This window comes from Nonomuraea sp. NPDC049419 (assembly GCF_040676995.1).
Lineage (GTDB): Bacteria > Actinomycetota > Actinomycetes > Streptosporangiales > Streptosporangiaceae > Nonomuraea > Nonomuraea salmonea.
Window position 1 is genome coordinate 441797 of the sequence record NZ_JBFAQB010000005.1, and the last position, 16133, is coordinate 457929.

Annotated in this window: 17 protein-coding genes; 8 read left to right on the plus strand and 9 right to left on the minus strand. The window is 70.5% G+C overall.

The window, feature by feature from the left end; genetic code table 11:
- Positions 1 to 16 precede the first annotated feature (16 nt).
- Positions 17 to 853, minus strand: coding sequence for an SRPBCC domain-containing protein (locus tag AB0K12_RS19245; protein ID WP_364562467.1), 837 nt, complete (start codon positions 851 to 853; stop codon positions 17 to 19).
- Entirely contained in the window at positions 846 to 1424 is a 579-nt protein-coding gene (locus AB0K12_RS19250; protein ID WP_364562469.1) for a helix-turn-helix domain-containing protein, read from the minus strand. The genes AB0K12_RS19245 and AB0K12_RS19250 overlap by 8 nt, the downstream gene beginning before the upstream one ends.
- Before the next feature lie 51 nt (positions 1425 to 1475).
- Here AB0K12_RS19250 and AB0K12_RS19255 point away from each other — a divergent pair, with 51 nt between their 5' ends.
- Positions 1476 to 2297, plus strand: a complete 822-nt coding sequence (locus tag AB0K12_RS19255) for an AraC family transcriptional regulator (RefSeq protein WP_364562472.1) — start codon at positions 1476 to 1478, stop codon at positions 2295 to 2297.
- 132 nt (positions 2298 to 2429) lie between these two features.
- Here AB0K12_RS19255 and AB0K12_RS19260 read toward each other — a convergent pair whose 3' ends face one another.
- The gene (locus AB0K12_RS19260; RefSeq protein WP_364562475.1) at positions 2430 to 3452 is read right to left on the minus strand and encodes a GDP-mannose 4,6-dehydratase; all 1023 of its coding nucleotides are present in this window, start codon (positions 3450 to 3452) and stop codon (positions 2430 to 2432) included.
- A gap of 250 nt (positions 3453 to 3702) precedes the next feature.
- Between AB0K12_RS19260 and AB0K12_RS19265 the strand changes: the two genes are divergently transcribed.
- The 4 genes from AB0K12_RS19265 (at position 3703) to AB0K12_RS19280 (ending at position 7839) form a co-directional block, all read left to right on the plus strand.
- Complete coding sequence (locus tag AB0K12_RS19265; RefSeq protein WP_364562478.1) at positions 3703 to 4953, plus strand: glycosyltransferase family 4 protein; 1251 nt, start codon at positions 3703 to 3705, stop codon at positions 4951 to 4953.
- Positions 4954 to 4956: 3 nt separating this feature from the next.
- Entirely contained in the window at positions 4957 to 5667 is a 711-nt protein-coding gene (locus AB0K12_RS19270) for a class I SAM-dependent methyltransferase (RefSeq protein ID WP_364562481.1), read from the plus strand.
- Positions 5664 to 6713, plus strand: coding sequence for a prenyltransferase (locus AB0K12_RS19275; RefSeq protein WP_364562483.1), 1050 nt, complete (start codon positions 5664 to 5666; stop codon positions 6711 to 6713). Before AB0K12_RS19270 ends, AB0K12_RS19275 begins: the two co-directional genes overlap by 4 nt.
- A gap of 145 nt (positions 6714 to 6858) precedes the next feature.
- The gene (locus tag AB0K12_RS19280; RefSeq protein ID WP_364562486.1) at positions 6859 to 7839 is read left to right on the plus strand and encodes a DUF1702 family protein; all 981 of its coding nucleotides are present in this window, start codon (positions 6859 to 6861) and stop codon (positions 7837 to 7839) included.
- A 4-nt stretch (positions 7840 to 7843) separates the two neighbouring features.
- Here AB0K12_RS19280 and AB0K12_RS19285 read toward each other — a convergent pair whose 3' ends face one another.
- Complete coding sequence (locus AB0K12_RS19285; RefSeq protein ID WP_364562489.1) at positions 7844 to 8479, minus strand: class I SAM-dependent methyltransferase; 636 nt, start codon at positions 8477 to 8479, stop codon at positions 7844 to 7846.
- A 79-nt stretch (positions 8480 to 8558) separates the two neighbouring features.
- Here AB0K12_RS19285 and AB0K12_RS19290 point away from each other — a divergent pair, with 79 nt between their 5' ends.
- From AB0K12_RS19290 to AB0K12_RS19300, 3 genes are read left to right on the plus strand one after another with little or no spacing between them, the layout of a single operon-like run.
- Positions 8559 to 9011: a pyridoxamine 5'-phosphate oxidase family protein gene (locus AB0K12_RS19290; RefSeq protein WP_364562492.1), complete on the plus strand. Its 453-nt coding sequence runs from the start codon at positions 8559 to 8561 to the stop codon at positions 9009 to 9011.
- Positions 9008 to 9211 (plus strand): ferredoxin, encoded by a 204-nt coding sequence (locus AB0K12_RS19295; protein WP_364562495.1) that lies wholly within the window; start codon positions 9008 to 9010, stop codon positions 9209 to 9211. Before AB0K12_RS19290 ends, AB0K12_RS19295 begins: the two co-directional genes overlap by 4 nt.
- A 24-nt stretch (positions 9212 to 9235) precedes the next feature.
- Complete coding sequence (locus AB0K12_RS19300) at positions 9236 to 10327, plus strand: Zn-dependent alcohol dehydrogenase (protein ID WP_364562498.1); 1092 nt, start codon at positions 9236 to 9238, stop codon at positions 10325 to 10327.
- 84 nt (positions 10328 to 10411) lie between these two features.
- On the opposite strand, the gene AB0K12_RS19305 is transcribed toward AB0K12_RS19300, so the two are convergent.
- The 5 genes from AB0K12_RS19305 to AB0K12_RS19325 are packed head-to-tail and all read right to left on the minus strand — an operon-like array spanning position 10412 to position 16122.
- Positions 10412 to 11419 (minus strand): sugar phosphate isomerase/epimerase family protein, encoded by a 1008-nt coding sequence (locus AB0K12_RS19305; protein ID WP_364562501.1) that lies wholly within the window; start codon positions 11417 to 11419, stop codon positions 10412 to 10414.
- Positions 11416 to 12567, minus strand: coding sequence for a Gfo/Idh/MocA family oxidoreductase (locus tag AB0K12_RS19310; RefSeq protein WP_345389459.1), 1152 nt, complete (start codon positions 12565 to 12567; stop codon positions 11416 to 11418). Before AB0K12_RS19310 ends, AB0K12_RS19305 begins: the two co-directional genes overlap by 4 nt.
- 17 nt (positions 12568 to 12584) lie before the next feature.
- Positions 12585 to 13634 (minus strand): ABC transporter substrate-binding protein, encoded by a 1050-nt coding sequence (locus tag AB0K12_RS19315; RefSeq protein WP_364562505.1) that lies wholly within the window; start codon positions 13632 to 13634, stop codon positions 12585 to 12587.
- Entirely contained in the window at positions 13631 to 14638 is a 1008-nt protein-coding gene (locus AB0K12_RS19320; RefSeq protein WP_364562508.1) for an ABC transporter permease, read from the minus strand. The genes AB0K12_RS19315 and AB0K12_RS19320 overlap by 4 nt, the downstream gene beginning before the upstream one ends.
- Positions 14638 to 16122, minus strand: a complete 1485-nt coding sequence (locus tag AB0K12_RS19325; protein WP_364562511.1) for a sugar ABC transporter ATP-binding protein — start codon at positions 16120 to 16122, stop codon at positions 14638 to 14640. The genes AB0K12_RS19320 and AB0K12_RS19325 overlap by 1 nt, the downstream gene beginning before the upstream one ends.
- Between the last annotated feature and the right edge of the window lie 11 nt (positions 16123 to 16133).

Sequence of the window (16133 nt, forward strand, 5' to 3'; positions counted from 1 at the left end):
CAGAGACCCGGCACAGCTACGCGGTGATGATCGGCTGCCAGCCCGGGATCTCGTGGTAGCGGCGCAGCTCCGCCAGCCCCGACACGAACCCGCCCCACGCCGCGTACGGCGGCCGCGACTCGTCGAAGCCGCTCTGCACCAGCGTCAGCCGCGTCTTACCGCCGGACCCCTCCAGCTCCCACGAGCCCACGCCGTTCGAGCCCCAGCCGACGGAGAGCTTGCGGGCGGGCTCCAGCTCCAGGATCTTGGCGGGGTCGGGGTCGTTGTCGAGGCCGCCCATGGCGAACCGCCCGCCGACCTGCGGCTCGATCTCGATGGGGAAGCCGAACCACTTGGAGACCTCCTCGGATGAGGTGAGCGACTCGAAAACCCGCTCGGGCGAGGCCGCGATCTCGACGGTGGTGCGCATCTCCGCCGAGGTGAAGTCGATCTTGTCGGTGAGCGGGCGGCCTTCGAGGTGCTCGGCGAGGTTGGTGAGCACCAGGCACCAGTACGTCTGCAGCACGCCCCTGATGCTCTTGCCGGTGATGACGTCCTGGAAGTCGAAGTGCGTCTGCGACAGCGTCACCACGGTGTTCTCGCCGTCGGCCTCCCAGGTCAGCTCGCTCGTCGTCTCCTCGCCGTCGAGCAGCCAGGCGAAGCGCAGCGTACGCTCGTCGGCGTGCAGCAGCCGCTGGTGCGGCGCGTCGCCCTCGGGCGTCGTACGCCCCCAGAATCCGAAGCGTCCCTCGGCGAGGTTCACGTCCACGTGCTCGGCCAGCCACCCGCGCAGCGCCTCGGGGTCGGTGAGCGCGCGGCGCACCTCCTCGACGCCGGCGGGGATGCGGGCACGCACGATCAACGGCTCAGACATCGTCTCGTTCTCCTTCTGGCTGGGGTGCGGCATGGGGGTAGCAGGCGATGGCCAGCTTGAAGGCGTCGCCTTCGTCCCCGCCGTATCGGGTGAAAAGGTCCTGCAGCAGGGTCTGCAGCTCGTTCAAGAACTCCTGCCGTCGCTCAGGGCGCACGTGGATCTCGCCGGACAGCCCGATGGACGGCAGCTCGGGGGCGCTGCGGTCGAGCGCCGCGATGTCGGCCTGCACCTCCTCCATGAGGTCGAGCAGGTAGCCGAGGCTCAGCTCGTCGCGGGCCTTGCGCAGCCCGATGCGGCCGACGAGGCGGGGCGACAGCCAGTACGACCGCGCGCCCGCCTGGTAGATGCCCTCGTGGACGCCGCGCACCTTGCGCTCGGCCACCTGATCCACCAGGCCCGCGTCGACCAGCCGCTTGACGTGGTAGTAGACCCGCTGCGGCGTCTGGCCGAGTCGTTCCGCCACCTCTGAGCAGGTGCGGGGCTCGGCCAGCTGCCGCAGCACCTCCACGCGCTGCGGCTTGAGCAGGGCTTCTGCCTGCTCGATCTCTTCCAGGTACAGGACGTCTCTCATCGCAAAAAGAATCCTTTACGTAAAAACTCTCTTTGTCAATAGAGTGGAAGGGTGACGCATGACTGGTCCCGCTACTGGAGGTCGCCCGACCGGCCGCTCGAGGCCATGCACGCCCACTTCGAGCGGCACGTCTACCACCGGCACAGCCACGAGACCTACTCGTTCGGGGTCACGGAGCACGGCGCCCAGGCGTTCACGTGCCGGGGCGCGGCGCACACGAGCGCGGCCGGCATGGTCATGGCCTTCAACCCCGAGGACCCGCACGACGGGCACGCCGCGAACGCACTCGGCTTCACGTACCGGATGGTGCACATCGGGCCCGCCCTGGTCACGGACGCGCTGGAGGACGCCACGGGCCGCCGCGCGGGCCTGCCGCTGTTCGCCAGCCCCGTGGTGGACGATCCGGCGCTCGCGGGCGCGCTACGCGCCCTGCACGCCGCGCTCCTCGACGACCGCGCGACCGCACTGCGCCGTGACGAGCTGCTCGCCGCCACGATCGCGGCCATCGTAGGTCGCGCCGCGGTCTCCCCCGTGAGCGCCGCCCGCGTACGCCACCACGCCACGGCCGCCCGCGCCAGAAGCGTCCTGCACGACCGCCTGACCGACGATCTCACCATCGACGACCTCGCCACGGCGGCGGGCGCCAGCCGGTACGCCGTCTACCGCGCCTTCCACGCCGCCTACGGCATGGCGCCCAGCGACTACCAGCGCCAGCTCAGGCTCAGGAAGGCCCGCGACCTGATCGCCACCGGCACGCCCATCGCGGGCGCGGCCGCCGCGTCCGGCTTCGCCGACCAGAGCCACCTGACCCGCTGGTTCACCCGCTACTTCGGCCTGACCCCTGGGGCCTACCGCGCCGCGCTCACCCGCTGAGCGCGCCGTAAGAGGCGAGGCGCGGTGAGGAGCCAGGAACGAAAGGAGAGGGAGAAGTCATAAGGGGGAAGAAGGGGACGCCGCTGCGCGGCCGGACCAGGCGGGGCGGTGCCAGCGGGGCCGGCCCCCTCATCAGGGCCAGGAGCTGTCGTCGTGGGGGTCGGCGCCGTCCCTGAGCAGGCGCAGATCTGCCTCGACCATCATGGCGACCAGTTCGTCGAACGACACCTTGGGCTCCCAGCCGAGCTGGGCCCGCGCCTTCTTCGGGTCGGCGCAGAGGAGGTCGACCTCGGCGGGGCGGTGCAGGGTCTGGTCGGTGACGACGTACTGCTCCCAGTCCAGGCCGGCCGCGCTGAACGCGGCCTCCACCAGCTCCCTGACCGACTTCATCCGGCCGGTGCCGATGACGTAGTCCTCAGGGGTGGCGGACTGCAGCATCAGGTGCATGGCCTTGACGTAGTCGCCGGCGAAGCCCCAGTCGCGGCGCGCCTCCAGGTTCCCGAGGCGCAGCTCGTTCGCCAGCCCGAGCTTGATCCGGGCGACGCCGAGCGAGACCTTCCTGGTGACGAACTCGGCCCCGCGCCGCGGCGACTCGTGGTTGAACAGGATGCCGGAGACGGCGAACATGCCGTACGACTCGCGGTAGTTCTGGGTGAGGAAGTGGCCGTACGCCTTGGCGACGCCGTACGGGGAGCGCGGGTGGAAGGCGGTGCGCTCGTTCTGCGGGGTCTCGCTGACCTGCCCGAACATCTCAGAGGACGAAGCCTGATAAAAGCGGATCTGTCCGGACGCCGACCCGCCCCGCGACACCCCGGAACACACCCGGATCGCTTCGAGCATCCGCAGGACGCCCATCCCGGTCACCTCGGCCGTGAGCTCCGCCTGCTCCCACGACATCGGCACGAACGAGATCGCACCCAGGTTGTAGACCTCATCGGGCTGGACGCGTTCCACCGCCGAGATCAGCGACCCCTGGTCGAGCAGATCACCCCGCACCACCTGGACGTCGGCGAGCAGCTTGCGCATCCGCGACACGCGCGGGTTCGCCTGCCCGCGGGCCAGCCCCCACACCTCGTACCCCTGCTCCAGGAGGTGCTCCGCCAAGTAGGAACCATCCTGGCCGGTGATGCCGGTGATCAGAGCGCGCCTGGCCAAGGGGTCCTCCAACGATCGCCTGCCCCATCCCTTAGGGACGGAATGTACCGCCAAGCACCTCTTTGAGGTACTGAGCCGCCTAGAACACGTTCCACCGAACCACGCTCGGTCACGGCAACGTCGCAGTTCGCACGACCTGTGAGCCCGGTTGTGAACAATTCCAGCCGACCTACCGAATGGTAGCCTTTTCGGACTAAGGTCATCTTTCACGGTACACGCCCGACTCAGGGCCCTACCGGCGGAGAAAGGGGTGTCCGTGCGGGAGCCAAAGCTGCGGATCGCGCTTCTGTCCTACCGCAGCAAGCCCACCTGTGGTGGTCAGGGTGTCTACCTCCGTCATCTGAGCCGCGAGCTCGTGGCGCTCGGGCACCACGTCGAGGTCTTCTCCGGCCAGCCGTACCCCGAGCTGGACGAGGGCGTCATCCTGCGGGAGGTGCCGAGCCTCGACCTCTACCGCGACGAGGACCCGTTCCGAACCCCCAAGCTGCACGAATACCGCGACTGGATCGACTGGCTGGAAGTCGGCACGATGTGGACGGCCGGCTTCCCCGAGCCGCTGACGTTCACCCTGCGGGCCTACCGCGAGCTGAAGAAGCGCGTCGGCGACTTCGACGTCGTCCAGGACAACCAGACGCTCGGCTACGGCCTGCTCGGCATCCAGCGCCTGTTCCCCGTGGTCGGGACCATCCACCACCCGATCAGCGTGGACCGCCGCATCGAGCTGGAGGCCGCCGAAGGCGGAAAGAAGCTGAGCCTGCGCCGCTGGTACGGCTTCGTGAAGATGCAGTCCCGCGTCGCGCCCAGGCTCAGCCCCATCCTCACCGTCAGCGAGTCGTCGCTGGCCGACATCCACCGCGACTTCAACGTCCCGCAAGCCAACATGCGCCTCATCCCGCTCGGCGTGGACACCCGCTACTTCCACCCGCGCCCCGGCAAGCCCCGCCGCAAGGGCTCGATCGTGGCCGTGGCCAGCGCGGACTCCCCCATGAAAGGCGTCGCGACGCTGCTGCGCGCGGTGGCCAAGCTCGCCACCGAGCGCGACGTGAACCTCACCGTCGTCAGCAAGCCCACCCCCGGCGGTCCCACCGAGCAGCTCGTCCAGGAGCTGTCGCTGCAGGACCGGGTGCGCTTCGTGCACGGCATCTCCGACGACGAGCTGGGCGAGCTGATCGCCACCTCGGAGATCTCCGTCGTGCCCTCCCTGTACGAGGGCTTCTCCCTGCCGGCCGTCGAGCACATGGCCTGCGGCACGCCGCTGGTCGCCAGCCGTACGGGCGCGCTGCCCGAGGTGGTCGGCGACGCGGCCGTACAGGTGCCGCCGGGCGACGCCGAGGAGCTGGCCGCGGTGCTGCGCCGGCTGCACGACTCCCCCGAGGAGCGCGAGCGGGTGGGCAAGGCGGGATACGACCGCGTCATGGAGCGCTACACCTGGCACGTCGTGGCCAAGCGGACCGTCGAGGCGTACCACGAGGCCATCGACAACCACAAGAGGAGAGGCTAAGCAGTGCTGACCGTGGACTTCGCCCGGCTTCCCGTGGGCCCCGGCGTGCGCGTGCTCGACCTGGGCTGCGGCGGCGGCAGGCACGCGTTCGAGGTGCTCCGCAGGGGCGCCGACGTGACCGCGTTCGACATGGACCAGGCGGAGCTGGACGGCGTCGCGGCCATGTTCACGGCGATGGACAAGGCGGGCGAAGTGCCGGACGGCGCCACCGGCGAGATCGTCCAGGGCACGGCGCTGGACATGCCGTTCGAGGACGGCGGCTTCGACCGGGTGATCGCGGCCGAGGTGCTGGAGCACATCCCCGACGACATGACGGCCATGCGGGAGATCTTCCGCGTGCTGCGCTCCGGCGGCACGGCGGCGGTCACGGTGCCGAGCTTCCTGCCCGAGCGGATCTGCTGGGCGCTGGACGAGGCGTACCACACGGCGCCCGGCGGCCACGTGCGCATCTACACGCTGGCGGAGCTGTCGGCGAAGCTGAAGTCGGTCGGGTTCGAGATCGGCCCGCACCACCACGCCCACGGCCTGCACGCGCCCTATTGGTGGATCAAGTGCGCGGTCGGCGTGAACAACGACGACCATCCCCTCGCCAAGGCCTACCACCAGCTGCTGGTGTGGGACATCATGAAGCGCCCGGCCGCGACCAGGATCGCCGAGAGCCTGCTCAACCCGGTCATCGGCAAGAGCGTGGTCCTCTACATCAGGAAGCCATGATCTCCCGCGCGCAGGTCGTGCGGACGGCCGAGAGCATCGCCGCGATCCAGCAGGACGACGGCGGCGTTCCGTGGCCCGAGGGCCACGTCGACGCGTGGAACCACGTCGAGTGCCTGATGGCGATGTCCGTTGCGGGCCTGCGCGAGCCGGTACGCAGCGGCTACGCCTGGCTGGCCCGCCACCAGCGCCCCGACGGCTCCTGGCCGATGAAGCTGGTGGACGGCGTCGCAGCGGAGCGGGGCGGCGAGAGCAACCACGCCGCCTACGTCGCCGTGGGCCTCTGGCACCACCACGTCGTCACCGGCGACCGGGGCTTCACCGAGGAGCACTGGCCGATGGTCAAGGCGGCCCTCGACTACGTGGCGGGGCTGCAGACCGAGCGCGGCGAGATCGTCTGGGAGCGCGACGCCGAGGGCAGGGCCGCCTCGTACGCGCTGCTGACCGGCTGCTCCTCCATCCACCAGGGGCTGCGCTGCGGCGTACGGCTGGCCGAGCACCTGGGCGACCCCCAGCCGCACTGGGAGCTGGCCGCCGGCCGCCTGGCGCACGTGGTGGCGGCGCACCCTGAGGCGTTCGCCGACAAGAGCCGCTTCTCGATGGACTGGTACTACCCGGTGCTGGGCGGCGCCGTACGCGGGCGGCAGGCGCTGGAGCTGCTGGAGCGCGAGTGGGCCACGTTCGTGGTGCCGGGGCTCGGCATCCGGTGCGTGTCCGACCAGCCGTGGGTCACCGGGGCCGAGACGTGCGAGCTGGTGCTGGCGCTCGACGCGCTGGGCGACGGCGAGCGGGCCCGCGCGCTCTTCACCGACGTGCAGCACCTGCGGCACGAGGACGGCTCGTACTGGACGGGCTGGCAGTTCGCCAACCGCAAGCACTTCCCGCACGAGCGCTCCGGCTACACCGCCGCGGCGGCGGTGCTGGCGGCCGACGCGCTGCTCGGGCTGTCGCCGGGCGCCGGAATCTTCCGCGACGTGGACGGGACCGCGGTGTCGGATCCCGAGGTGTGCGGATGCGCTGCCGTACGCGGGGCCGAAGAAGGCCGCTGACCGGGGCACAAGCGCTTTTGCCGGTTCTTTAACGGGGAAATCCGGTGCGCCGCCGCCGAACGCCGCAATGGGGTTACTAGCTTCGTGTCTGGCCGTACGAGGCGTCTTCGGGGGAAGCGTGGGCGACACGGGCACAACTTCGTTCTTGGACCAGGTCAGGACCGAGCCGACAACCCTGCCGGCACTCTCGCGCCCGAAGGGGCTGCTGAGATGGCTGGCGAAGGACCCGCTGGAGTCCGATCTGAGCCGGCGCAGGTTCCGGCTCAGGGGCGGCGCTCCGCGTACGGTCTTCGGCAAGGCCGAGCAGTCGTACGTCTTCGGCTTCAACGCGGCGATCTCCCGCGAGGTCGAGAAGGTCGAGGAGATCCCGCAGGAGCAGCGGCCCTTCGGCTACGAGGGAGCCGCCGCCGCGTGCACTGTGCTCGACCTGCTCACATTGACTCGGGGCCGGCGCCTTCACGAGCTACTGGCCGGCCCCGCCCAGCATCACCGCCACGCCGCGTACGTCGGCGCCGGGCGCGGCTACGCACTGCTGCGGCTGCGCCCGGTGTGGGGCGCGCGGCGGGCGCACCCGCTGCTGCGCTGGCTGGCCGTGGACGGGTTCGGCTTCCAGTGGGGCCTGTCCAGGACCGACCGCATGGTGGGCGAGCGCATGATGCCCGACCTGCTGACCAGGGCGCACTGCGCGGTGTTCGACCAGGGGCTCGGGCGGCTGCTGTGGTATCACGACTGCGCCTCGCCCGACGACGTGGCGGCGCGCATCGCGAGCTACCCGCCCTCGCGCCGGGCCGACCTGTGGAGCGGGGTCGGGTTCGCGGCGACGTACACCGGCGGCGCCGAGGCCGACGAGCTGTGGTGGCTGACCGAGCACGCGGGGGGCGACGGGTTCCGCGCGTACCTGGCGCAGGGCTGCGCGTTCGCGGTCAGCGCGCGGCTGCGCTCGGGGCTGCTGCCGGACCACCTGGCGCAGGCCGTGCCGATCCTGGCGGGCGCCGAGCCCGACGAGGCGGCCGCGTGGACGGACGAGGCGCTCATCGCGCTCGGCCACGAGGCGCACACCCACGAGGACTTCCAGAAGTGGCAGTCGCGGATCCGCGGCGCCTGGACCCGCCGCCACCGCTACTGAGCGCTCAGACGCCGGGTGCGACGCGCTCCAGCACGCGCAGCGACCCGGTCACCGACACCTCTTTGAACGCGCCGGAGGCCAGCGCCCGCAGGTAGACCCGGTAGGGGGCCTGGCCCCCGTCGGCCGGGTCGGGGTAGATGTCGTGGAAGACGAGCGCGCCGCGCTCCATGACGTGGGGCGCCCAGCCCTCGTAGTCGCGGGTGACCGGCTCGTCGGAGTGGCCGCCGTCGATGAACAGCAGGCCGAGCGGGGTGCTCCAGAGCCGGGCCACCTGCTCGGAGCGCCCGACGACGGCGATCACCTCGTCCTCGAGCCCGGCCGCGGCGATCGTGGCGCGGAAGACCGGCAGTGAGTCCATCTTGCCGAAGCGCGGGTCGACCAGGCTCGGGTCGTGGTGCTCCCAGCCGGGCTGGATCTCCTCCGAGCCGCGGTGGTGATCGACGGTGACGACGACGGTGCCGGTCTGCCGGGCCGCCGCGCCGAGGTAGACGGCCGACTTGCCGCAGTAGGTGCCGATCTCGCCGATGGGGCCGAGCGAGCCGTAGCGGCGGGCCGCCTCATAGAGGGCCAGGCCCTCGTCGTCGGGCATGAATCCCTTGGCCTCGCGGGCCGCGCGCAGCAGCTCTGGCGGCATCGTCATAGCCCCTGACCCTAGCCGAACCGAACAACATTCCGCCGGGCTCTTGCCGGGCCGTTCTGGAACCTGTTCTACTTGGCACGTGAATCAGCGCGCTCGCATCGCGATGCCGGACGACGACGTCGCCGCGTTCCTCGAGAACTCCGGCAAACTGCAGCTGGCCACCATCAATCCTGACGGAACACCGCACCTGGTCACCATGTTCTACGGCCTCGACGAGGGCCGCATCGCGTTCTGGACGTACGCCAAGTCCCAGAAGGCCAGGAACCTCGCCCGCGACCCCCGCGTGAGCTGCCTCGTCGAGGCCGGCGAGAGCTACGACGAGCTGCGCGGCGTGCTCGTCTACGGCACCGCCACGCTCGTGGACGAGCGCGACCACGTCATGGCCGTCGGGCTCAAGGTCGCCCGCCGCACGACGCCGGGCGTCGCCGACGAGCTGCTGCTCCCGTACGTGGAGAAGACCGGGCTCAAGCGGGTTGCGTACGTCGTCGAGAGCACCAAAGTGGTCTCATGGGATCACAGGAGGCTCAGATGAAGGTGAAGGTCGACGAGCTGGTCTGCGAGGCCAACGCCGTGTGCATGGGGCTCGCGCCCGAGGTGTTCGAGGTGGACGACGACGACCGGCTCCACATCCTGCTCCCCGAGCCACCCCCCGAGTTGCGGGACCGCGTCCGCCACGCGGTCAGGTCCTGCCCGAAAGCAGCCCTGTTCATTGAGCCGTCCATCGAGGACTAGCCCCCCAGCACGAGGAGGAACCTCATGCGCGCCGCGATCCTGCACGCCGTAGGCACCGACAGCAAGCTCGACCTCCGCGACGACGTCACCCTGGCCCCCGTCGGGCCGACCGACGTGCGCGTCAGGATCCGGGCCACCGGCGTGTGCCACTCGGACCTGTCGGCCATGTCCGGCGTGCTGCCGCAACCGGTGCCGCTCATCCCGGGCCACGAGGGCGCGGGCGAGGTGGTCGAGGTGGGCGAGCACGTCAGCACCGTCAAACCGGGCGACCACGTGGTCATCAGCTGGCGCCCGGCGTGCGGCGAGTGCGACCTGTGCGTGGGCGGGCAGCCGTACCTGTGCATGAAGTACGTGATCGAGTCCTTCAGCAAGGGCAACTTCCGCTTCGGCGGCGACGGGGCGACGGCGTTCGGCATGGCCGGCTGCGGCACCTGGGCGGAGGAGGTGATCGTGCCCTGGCAGGGCGCGATCAAGATCGACGAGGACGTGCCGTGGGAGGCCGCGGCGCTGATCGGCTGCGGCATCACGACCGGCGTCGGCGCCGCGATCAACACCGCGAAGGTGCGGCCGGGCTCGACGGTCGTGGTGATCGGCTGCGGCGGCGTCGGCCTGTCGGTCATCCAGGGCGCCCGCGTCTCCGGCGCCAGGACGATCCTGGCCGTCGACCCGCTGGTGTCCAAGCACGAGCTGGCCAGGAAGGTCGGCGCCACCCACACCGCCACCCCCGAGCAGGTGCCTGAGTCGCTCAGCGAGCTCACCGGCGGCGCGGGCTTCGACTACGGCTTCGAGGTGGTCGGCAAGTCCGCCACGATCCAGAGCGCGTGGCAGCTCACCCGCGCGGGCGGCGACGTGATCGTGGTCGGGGCGGGCGCGATGGACGACATGGTGTCGATCTCGGCGTTCAGCCTGCTGTTCGACGGCAAGAACCTGCTGTCCAGCCTGTACGGCGAGGCCGACGTGCGGCACGACTTCCCGTACTTCGCCAAGCTCTACAAGGCCGGCCTGCTCGACCTCGAGTCGATGATCAGCTCCCGTATCCGGCTCGGCGACCTCAACGAGGCCGTCGAGGCGCTGCGCGGCGGCGAGGTGCTGCGGCAGATCGTCGTCATGGACTGAGACCCCGCCACATGGGCACGACATACGCCGGCCGGCGCCCCTCCCAGAGGAAGGGAGGCGCCGGCCGGTTCGGTCCCCCGCCGCTCAGGTGGTGGAGAAGGCGGCGTCGAAGGCCGTGGTGGGCGGGGTGATGGCGTTGAGCCTGCGGATGTAGCCCAGCGCCTCCTTGGCCCCGTCGAGCCGGTCCATGCCCGCGTCCTCCCACTCGACCGAGATCGGCCCCTCGTAGCCGATCGCGTTGAGTGCGCGGAAGCAGTCCTCCCACGGCACGTCGCCGCGGCCGGTCGAGACGAAGTCCCAGCCCCTGCGCATGTCGGCCCACGGCAGGTGCGACGACAGGCGGCCCTTGCGGCCGTCGCCGACGCGGAGCCGGGTGTCCTTGCAGTCGACGTGGTAGATGCGGTCCTTGAAGTCGAGGATGAACCCGACCGGGTCGATGTCCTGCCACACCATGTGCGAGGGGTCCCAGTTGAGGCCGAACGCCGGCCGGTGGCCGATGGCCTCGAGGGTGCGCACGGTGGTGTGGTAGTCGTAGGCGATCTCGCTCGGGTGCACCTCGTGGGCGAAGCGCACGCCGACCTCGTCGAAGACGTCGAGGATCGGGTTCCAGCGGTCGGCGAAGTCCTGGTAGCCCGCGTCCACCATCGAGGCGGGCACCGGCGGGAACATCGCGACCGTGTGCCAGATCGACGAGCCGGTGAAGCCCACCACGGTGTCCACGCCGAGCGCCGCCGCGGCGCGCGCGGTGTTCTTCAGCTCCTCCGCCGCCGCCTGGCGCACCGATTCGGGGTCGCCGTTGCCCCAGATGCGGGCGGGCAGGATCGCCTTGTGCCGCTCGTCGATCGGGTGGTCACAGACGGCCTGGCCCACCAGGTGGTTGGAGATCGTCCACACCTTCAGGCCGTGCTTGTCGAGCTGGGCTCGCTTCTGCTCCACGTACGAGGGGTCGGACACCGCCTGCGCCACGTCGAAGTGGTCGCCCGAGCAGGCGATCTCCAGGCCGTCGTAGCCCCACTCGGCGGCCAGCCTGCACACCTCCTCGAAGGGCAGGTCGGCCCACTGTCCGGTGAACAGCGTGACTGGTCTCATCAATCCTCCACGTTCGTGTAGCGGCTGCCGTCAGCCGCGCTGCGCTCGACCGCCTCCAGCACCCGCTGCACCCGTAGCCCGTCGGCGAACGAGGGCGTCGGGTCGGCGCCGGTGGCGACCGCCTCCAGGAAGTCCCTGACCTCGTGGGTGAAAGTGTGCTCATAGCCGAGGCCGTGGCCGGGCGGCCACCAGGCGCCGACGTACGGGTGGTCGGGCTCGGTGACCAGGATGCGCTCGAACCCGCCGCCGCCGGCGCTGAACCACAGCTCGTTCATCGACTCGAAGTCGAACGCGAGGCTGCCGAGCGAGCCGTTGATCTCGATGCGCATCGCGTTCTTGCGCCCGTTGGCGAAGCGGGTGGCCTCGAAGGAGGCCAGCGCGCCGCCGGACATCCGCCCGATGAACAGGGCGGCGTCGTCCACCGTGACCTCGCCCCTGGCCGACGAGCCGGTGGCGCCGAGCCCGGCCGACTCGGTGGCGAGCGGACGCTCCTTGATGAACGTCTCCGTCAGCGCGGAGACGCCCACGAGGTTCTGGCCGGTGATGAACTGGGCGGCGTCCACGATGTGGGCGCCGATGTCGCCCAGCGCGCCCGAGCCGGCCTTGTCCTTCTGCAGCCGCCAGACCAGCGGGAACTCCGGGTCGACGATCCAGTCCTGCAGATAGACGGCGCGGACGTGCCGGATCTCGCCGATGCGTCCCTCTTCGACGTAGCGGCGGGCGAGCGCGACCGCGGGCACCCGCCGGTAGTTGAAGGCCACCATGCTCTTGCCCGGCGCCGTGGCGGCCGCCGCCGCCATGGCCTCGGCCTCGGCGACGGTGTTGGCCAGCGGCTTCTCGCAGATCACGTGCTTGCCTGCGGCCAGCGCGGCGATGGCGATCTCGGCGTGCGAGTCGCCCGGCGTGCAGATGTCCACGATCTGCACGTCGTCACGCTTGATGACCTCTCTCCAGTCGGTCTCGGCGTCGGCCCAGCCGAGCTGCGCCGCGGCCGCCGCGGTGCGTTCCTTCGACCGGCCCGCGAGCACCGCCATGCGCGGCGCCAGCGGCAGGTCGAAGAACGCTCCGACACTGCGCCAGGCCTGGGAGTGGACACGGCCCATGAAGGCGTAGCCGATCATGCCCACGCCGATGGTGGTTCTGTCTGACATGCAACCCCCGATCAGGATCAGGATTCGAAGCCGAGCGCCAGGTACTTCTCGACGTTCTCCTTGGTGATGGTCTCGGACGCGAGCGTGATGGACTGGGGAACCTGGTTCTCCACCAGATCACTCATGCCCTTCCCCTGTGCTATCAGACGCGCCAGCTTGATCGCCGAGGAGGCCATGGTCGGGCTGTAGGTGACCGTCGCCTGCAGCACGGACGAGCCCGACTGGATCTCCCGCATCGCGTTCAGCGAGCCGGCGCCGCCGACCATGATGAACTCGTCGCGGCCGGCCTCCTTGATCGCGGCCAGCACGCCGACGCCCTGGTCGTCGTCGTGGTTCCACATCGCGTCGATCTTCTTGTGCGCCTGCAGCAGCGAGGTGGCGACCTCGTTGCCGGTCTCGACCGTGAACTGCGCGTCCTGCTTGGCCGTGACGCTGAACCCGTACGTCTTCAGCGCGTCCTCGAAGCCCTTGGTGCGGTCCTGGGTGAGCGGCAGCGTGGCGATGCCCTGGATCTCGACGATCACCGGGTTCGACACGCCCTTGTCCTTGAGCTGCTTGCCGATGAAGTGGCCGGCCGCGACGCCCATGCCGTAGTTGTCGCCGCCGACCCACGTCCGGTAGGCCAGCTTGTCGGGGAAGATGCGGTCGAGGTTGACGACCGGGATGCCCGCCTCGGTGGCCTGCAGCGCGACCTGGTTGAGCTGCTGGCCGTCGTTGGGCAGGATCACCAGCGCGTTCACCTTGGCGGCGATCAGCGACTCCACGGCGGAGATCTGCTGGTTGATGTCGTTGGTCGGCTCGACCGGCTTGAACTCGATGTCCGAATACTGCTTCGCGGTCGCCTCGGCGTTCTTGGCGATGGCGGCGATCCAGCCGTGGTCGGCCGCCGGAGCGGAGAAGCCGATCACCACCTTCTCGCCCGGCTGGTCGTTGCCGCCGGTGGCAGCGGGGGCCGGCTGGGGCGCCGCGCTGCTCGGCGCCGCAGCGGGCTCGTTGCTGGTGCAGCCCGCCGCCAACAGCACGGCTCCGCCGACGAGGAATCCCCTGCGCGCGACGTTGTCACTCATGGTGCTCTCTCCTTCAGGTTCCGCCGCTGGAGAAGGACGGCGACGACGATGATCAGGCCCTTGGCGATCAGCTGGTCGCTGGTGTTGAGGCCGTTGAGGATGAAGAGGTTGGTGATCAGGGTGAAGATCAGCAGGCCCAGGATCGAGCCGATGATCGTGCCCCGGCCACCCGTGAGCAGCGTGCCGCCGATGATGACGGCCGCGATGGCGTCCAGCTCGTACAGGTCGCCGTGGGTGGACGAGCCCGTCGTCGTACGCGCCATGATGAGGATCGCGGCGATGCCGCAGCACAGCCCCGACAGGGCGTACAGCAGCATCGTGTGCCTGCGTACGTCGATGCCGGCCAGGCGGGCGGCCTCGGGGTTGCCGCCCACCGCGTACGTGCGCCGCCCGAAGGTCGTGCGGTTGAGCAGGATCCAGCCCAGCACCACGACCAGCGCGAAGATGTAGACCAGCAGCGGCATGCCGAGCAGCCGGGTGGTCGACAGGTCCACGATGGCCGTGTTGTCGGCCTGGATGAGCTGCGTCTTGCGGTCGGACATGCGCTGGGCGAGCCCGCGGGCGGCCACCAGCATGGCCAGCGTCGCGATGAACGGCACCAGCCGCCCGTACGCGATGAGCCATCCGTTGACCAGCCCGGCCCCGGTACCGACGAGGATGGCGCAGATCGCCATCACCACCGGCCCGTACGACTGGGTGGCCAGCGTGGTCGCCCACACGCTGGCCAGCGCCATGACCGCGCCCACCGACAGGTCGATGCCCCCGCCGATGATGACGAACGTGGCACCGACCGTGATGACGCCGATCGTGGCGGCCAGTGACAGGATGCTGACCAGGTTGGAGGCGGTCGCGAAGTTCTCGTATCTGGTGACCAGGCCGACGACCACCAGCAGCGCGAGCGCGCCGATCAGCCCGAGGTGGCGCATCTCGCTCACCCCGCGGATCGACGGCAGCGCCGGCAGGCTCGCCTTCCCGGCACGCCGGTCTGTTGCGGGCTCGCTCATCACGCCGCCCTCCCATTCATGATCATGTCCAGTACGCGATGCTCGTCCAGCTCGGCCGCCTCCCCTTCGTGGATGACCTGGCCCTCGCGCAGCACCAGCACCCGGTCGGAGAGCCCGAGCACCTCGGGCACCTCGCTGGAGACCAGCAGCACCCCGATGCCCTGCTCGGCGAGGTCGCGGATGACCGCGTACAGCTCGGCCCTGGCGCCCACGTCCACGCCTCTGGTCGGTTCGTCGAGCAGGAGCAGCTTGCGGCCGCCGAGCAGCCAGCGGGCCAGCACGGCCTTCTGCTGGTTGCCGCCCGACAAGGTCCTGATCGGGCGTTCGGGGTCGGGTGGCCGGATGTCGAGCATCTCCGACAGGCGGCGGGCCTCGGCGCGCTCCCGTTTCCTGTCCAGCCAGCCGAACTTCGCGAAGCCCGGCAGGGTGCCCAGCGTGATGTTCGCGGTGACGCTCTGGTCGAGGAGCAGGGCCTGGGCCTTGCGCTCCTCGGGGGCGAGCCCCATGCCGCGCCGTACGGTGCCGACCACGCCGCGCCGCGTCCGGCGGCCGTCCAGCAGGACGCGGCCGGTGGCGTGGCGGGCGCCGTAGACGGCTTCGAGAATCTCCGAGCGGCCCGATCCGACGAGCCCGGCGAGGCCGACGATCTCGCCCGCCCGCACCGAGAACGACACGCCGGAGAAGACGCCCGGCGAGGCCAGGTTCTCCACCCTGAGCACCTCCTCCCCCGGTTCGCGGCCGGCCCTGGGCGGGAAGACGTACTCGACGTTGCGGCCGGTCATCAGGGAGACGATCTCGTTGGTCGGCGTGTCGCGGGCGGACAGGCCGACCGCGACCGTGCGGCCGTCCTTGAGCACCGTCACCCGGTCGCCGATCTCGCGGATCTCCTCCAGGCGGTGGGAGATGTAGACCACGGCGACGCCCTGGGCGGTCAGCTCGCGGATGATGCGGAAGAGGTTGTTCACCTCGTCGTGGGCGAGCGCGGCCGACGGCTCGTCCATGATGATGAGGCGGGCGTCGTGGGAGAGCGCGCGGGCCATCGAGACGACCTGCTTGGCGGCCGGCGACAGCCGCCCGACCTCCGCCGACGGGCGGATCTCCGCGTGGCCGAGGCGTTCCAGCACGGCCGTGGCGGCGCGGCGGCCCGCCGCCCTGTTGACGAAGCCCAGGCGGGCGTGCTCGTGGCCGAGGAAGATGTTCTCGGCCACGGTGAGCCCGTCGACCAGGTCGAGCTCCTGGTAGATGGTGGCGAAACCGAGCCTGATGGCGTCGATCGGGCTGCCGGGGCGCACTTCCGCGCCGTTGAAGCTGATGGTGCCCTCGTCCGGCTGGTGCACCCCGGCCAGTACTTTGATCAGGGTGGACTTGCCGGCGCCGTTCTGGCCGAGCAGGCAGTGCACCTCGCCCGCCCGTACGTCCAGATCGACCCCGTCGAGCGCGCGCACGCCGGGGAACTGCTTGACGATGCCCTTCATGACCAGCATCGGGGAGTCCC

Bases quoted from the DNA above. Each gene is read 5' to 3' on its own strand.
- AB0K12_RS19245 (WP_364562467.1), bottom strand. From the start codon at position 853: ATGTCTGAGCCGTTGATCGTGCGTGCCCGCATCCCCGCCGGCGTCGAG.
- AB0K12_RS19250 (WP_364562469.1), bottom strand. From the start codon at position 1,424: ATGAGAGACGTCCTGTACCTGGAAGAGATCGAGCAGGCAGAAGCCCTG.
- AB0K12_RS19275 (WP_364562483.1), top strand. From the start codon at position 5,664: ATGATCTCCCGCGCGCAGGTCGTGCGGACGGCCGAGAGCATCGCCGCG.
- AB0K12_RS19285 (WP_364562489.1), bottom strand. From the start codon at position 8,479: ATGACGATGCCGCCAGAGCTGCTGCGCGCGGCCCGCGAGGCCAAGGGA.
- AB0K12_RS19295 (WP_364562495.1), top strand. From the start codon at position 9,008: ATGAAGGTGAAGGTCGACGAGCTGGTCTGCGAGGCCAACGCCGTGTGC.
- AB0K12_RS19300 (WP_364562498.1), top strand. From the start codon at position 9,236: ATGCGCGCCGCGATCCTGCACGCCGTAGGCACCGACAGCAAGCTCGAC.
- AB0K12_RS19310 (WP_345389459.1), bottom strand. From the start codon at position 12,567: ATGTCAGACAGAACCACCATCGGCGTGGGCATGATCGGCTACGCCTTC.
- AB0K12_RS19315 (WP_364562505.1), bottom strand. From the start codon at position 13,634: ATGAGTGACAACGTCGCGCGCAGGGGATTCCTCGTCGGCGGAGCCGTG.
- AB0K12_RS19320 (WP_364562508.1), bottom strand. From the start codon at position 14,638: ATGAGCGAGCCCGCAACAGACCGGCGTGCCGGGAAGGCGAGCCTGCCG.
- AB0K12_RS19325 (WP_364562511.1), bottom strand. From the start codon at position 16,122: ATGCTGGTCATGAAGGGCATCGTCAAGCAGTTCCCCGGCGTGCGCGCG.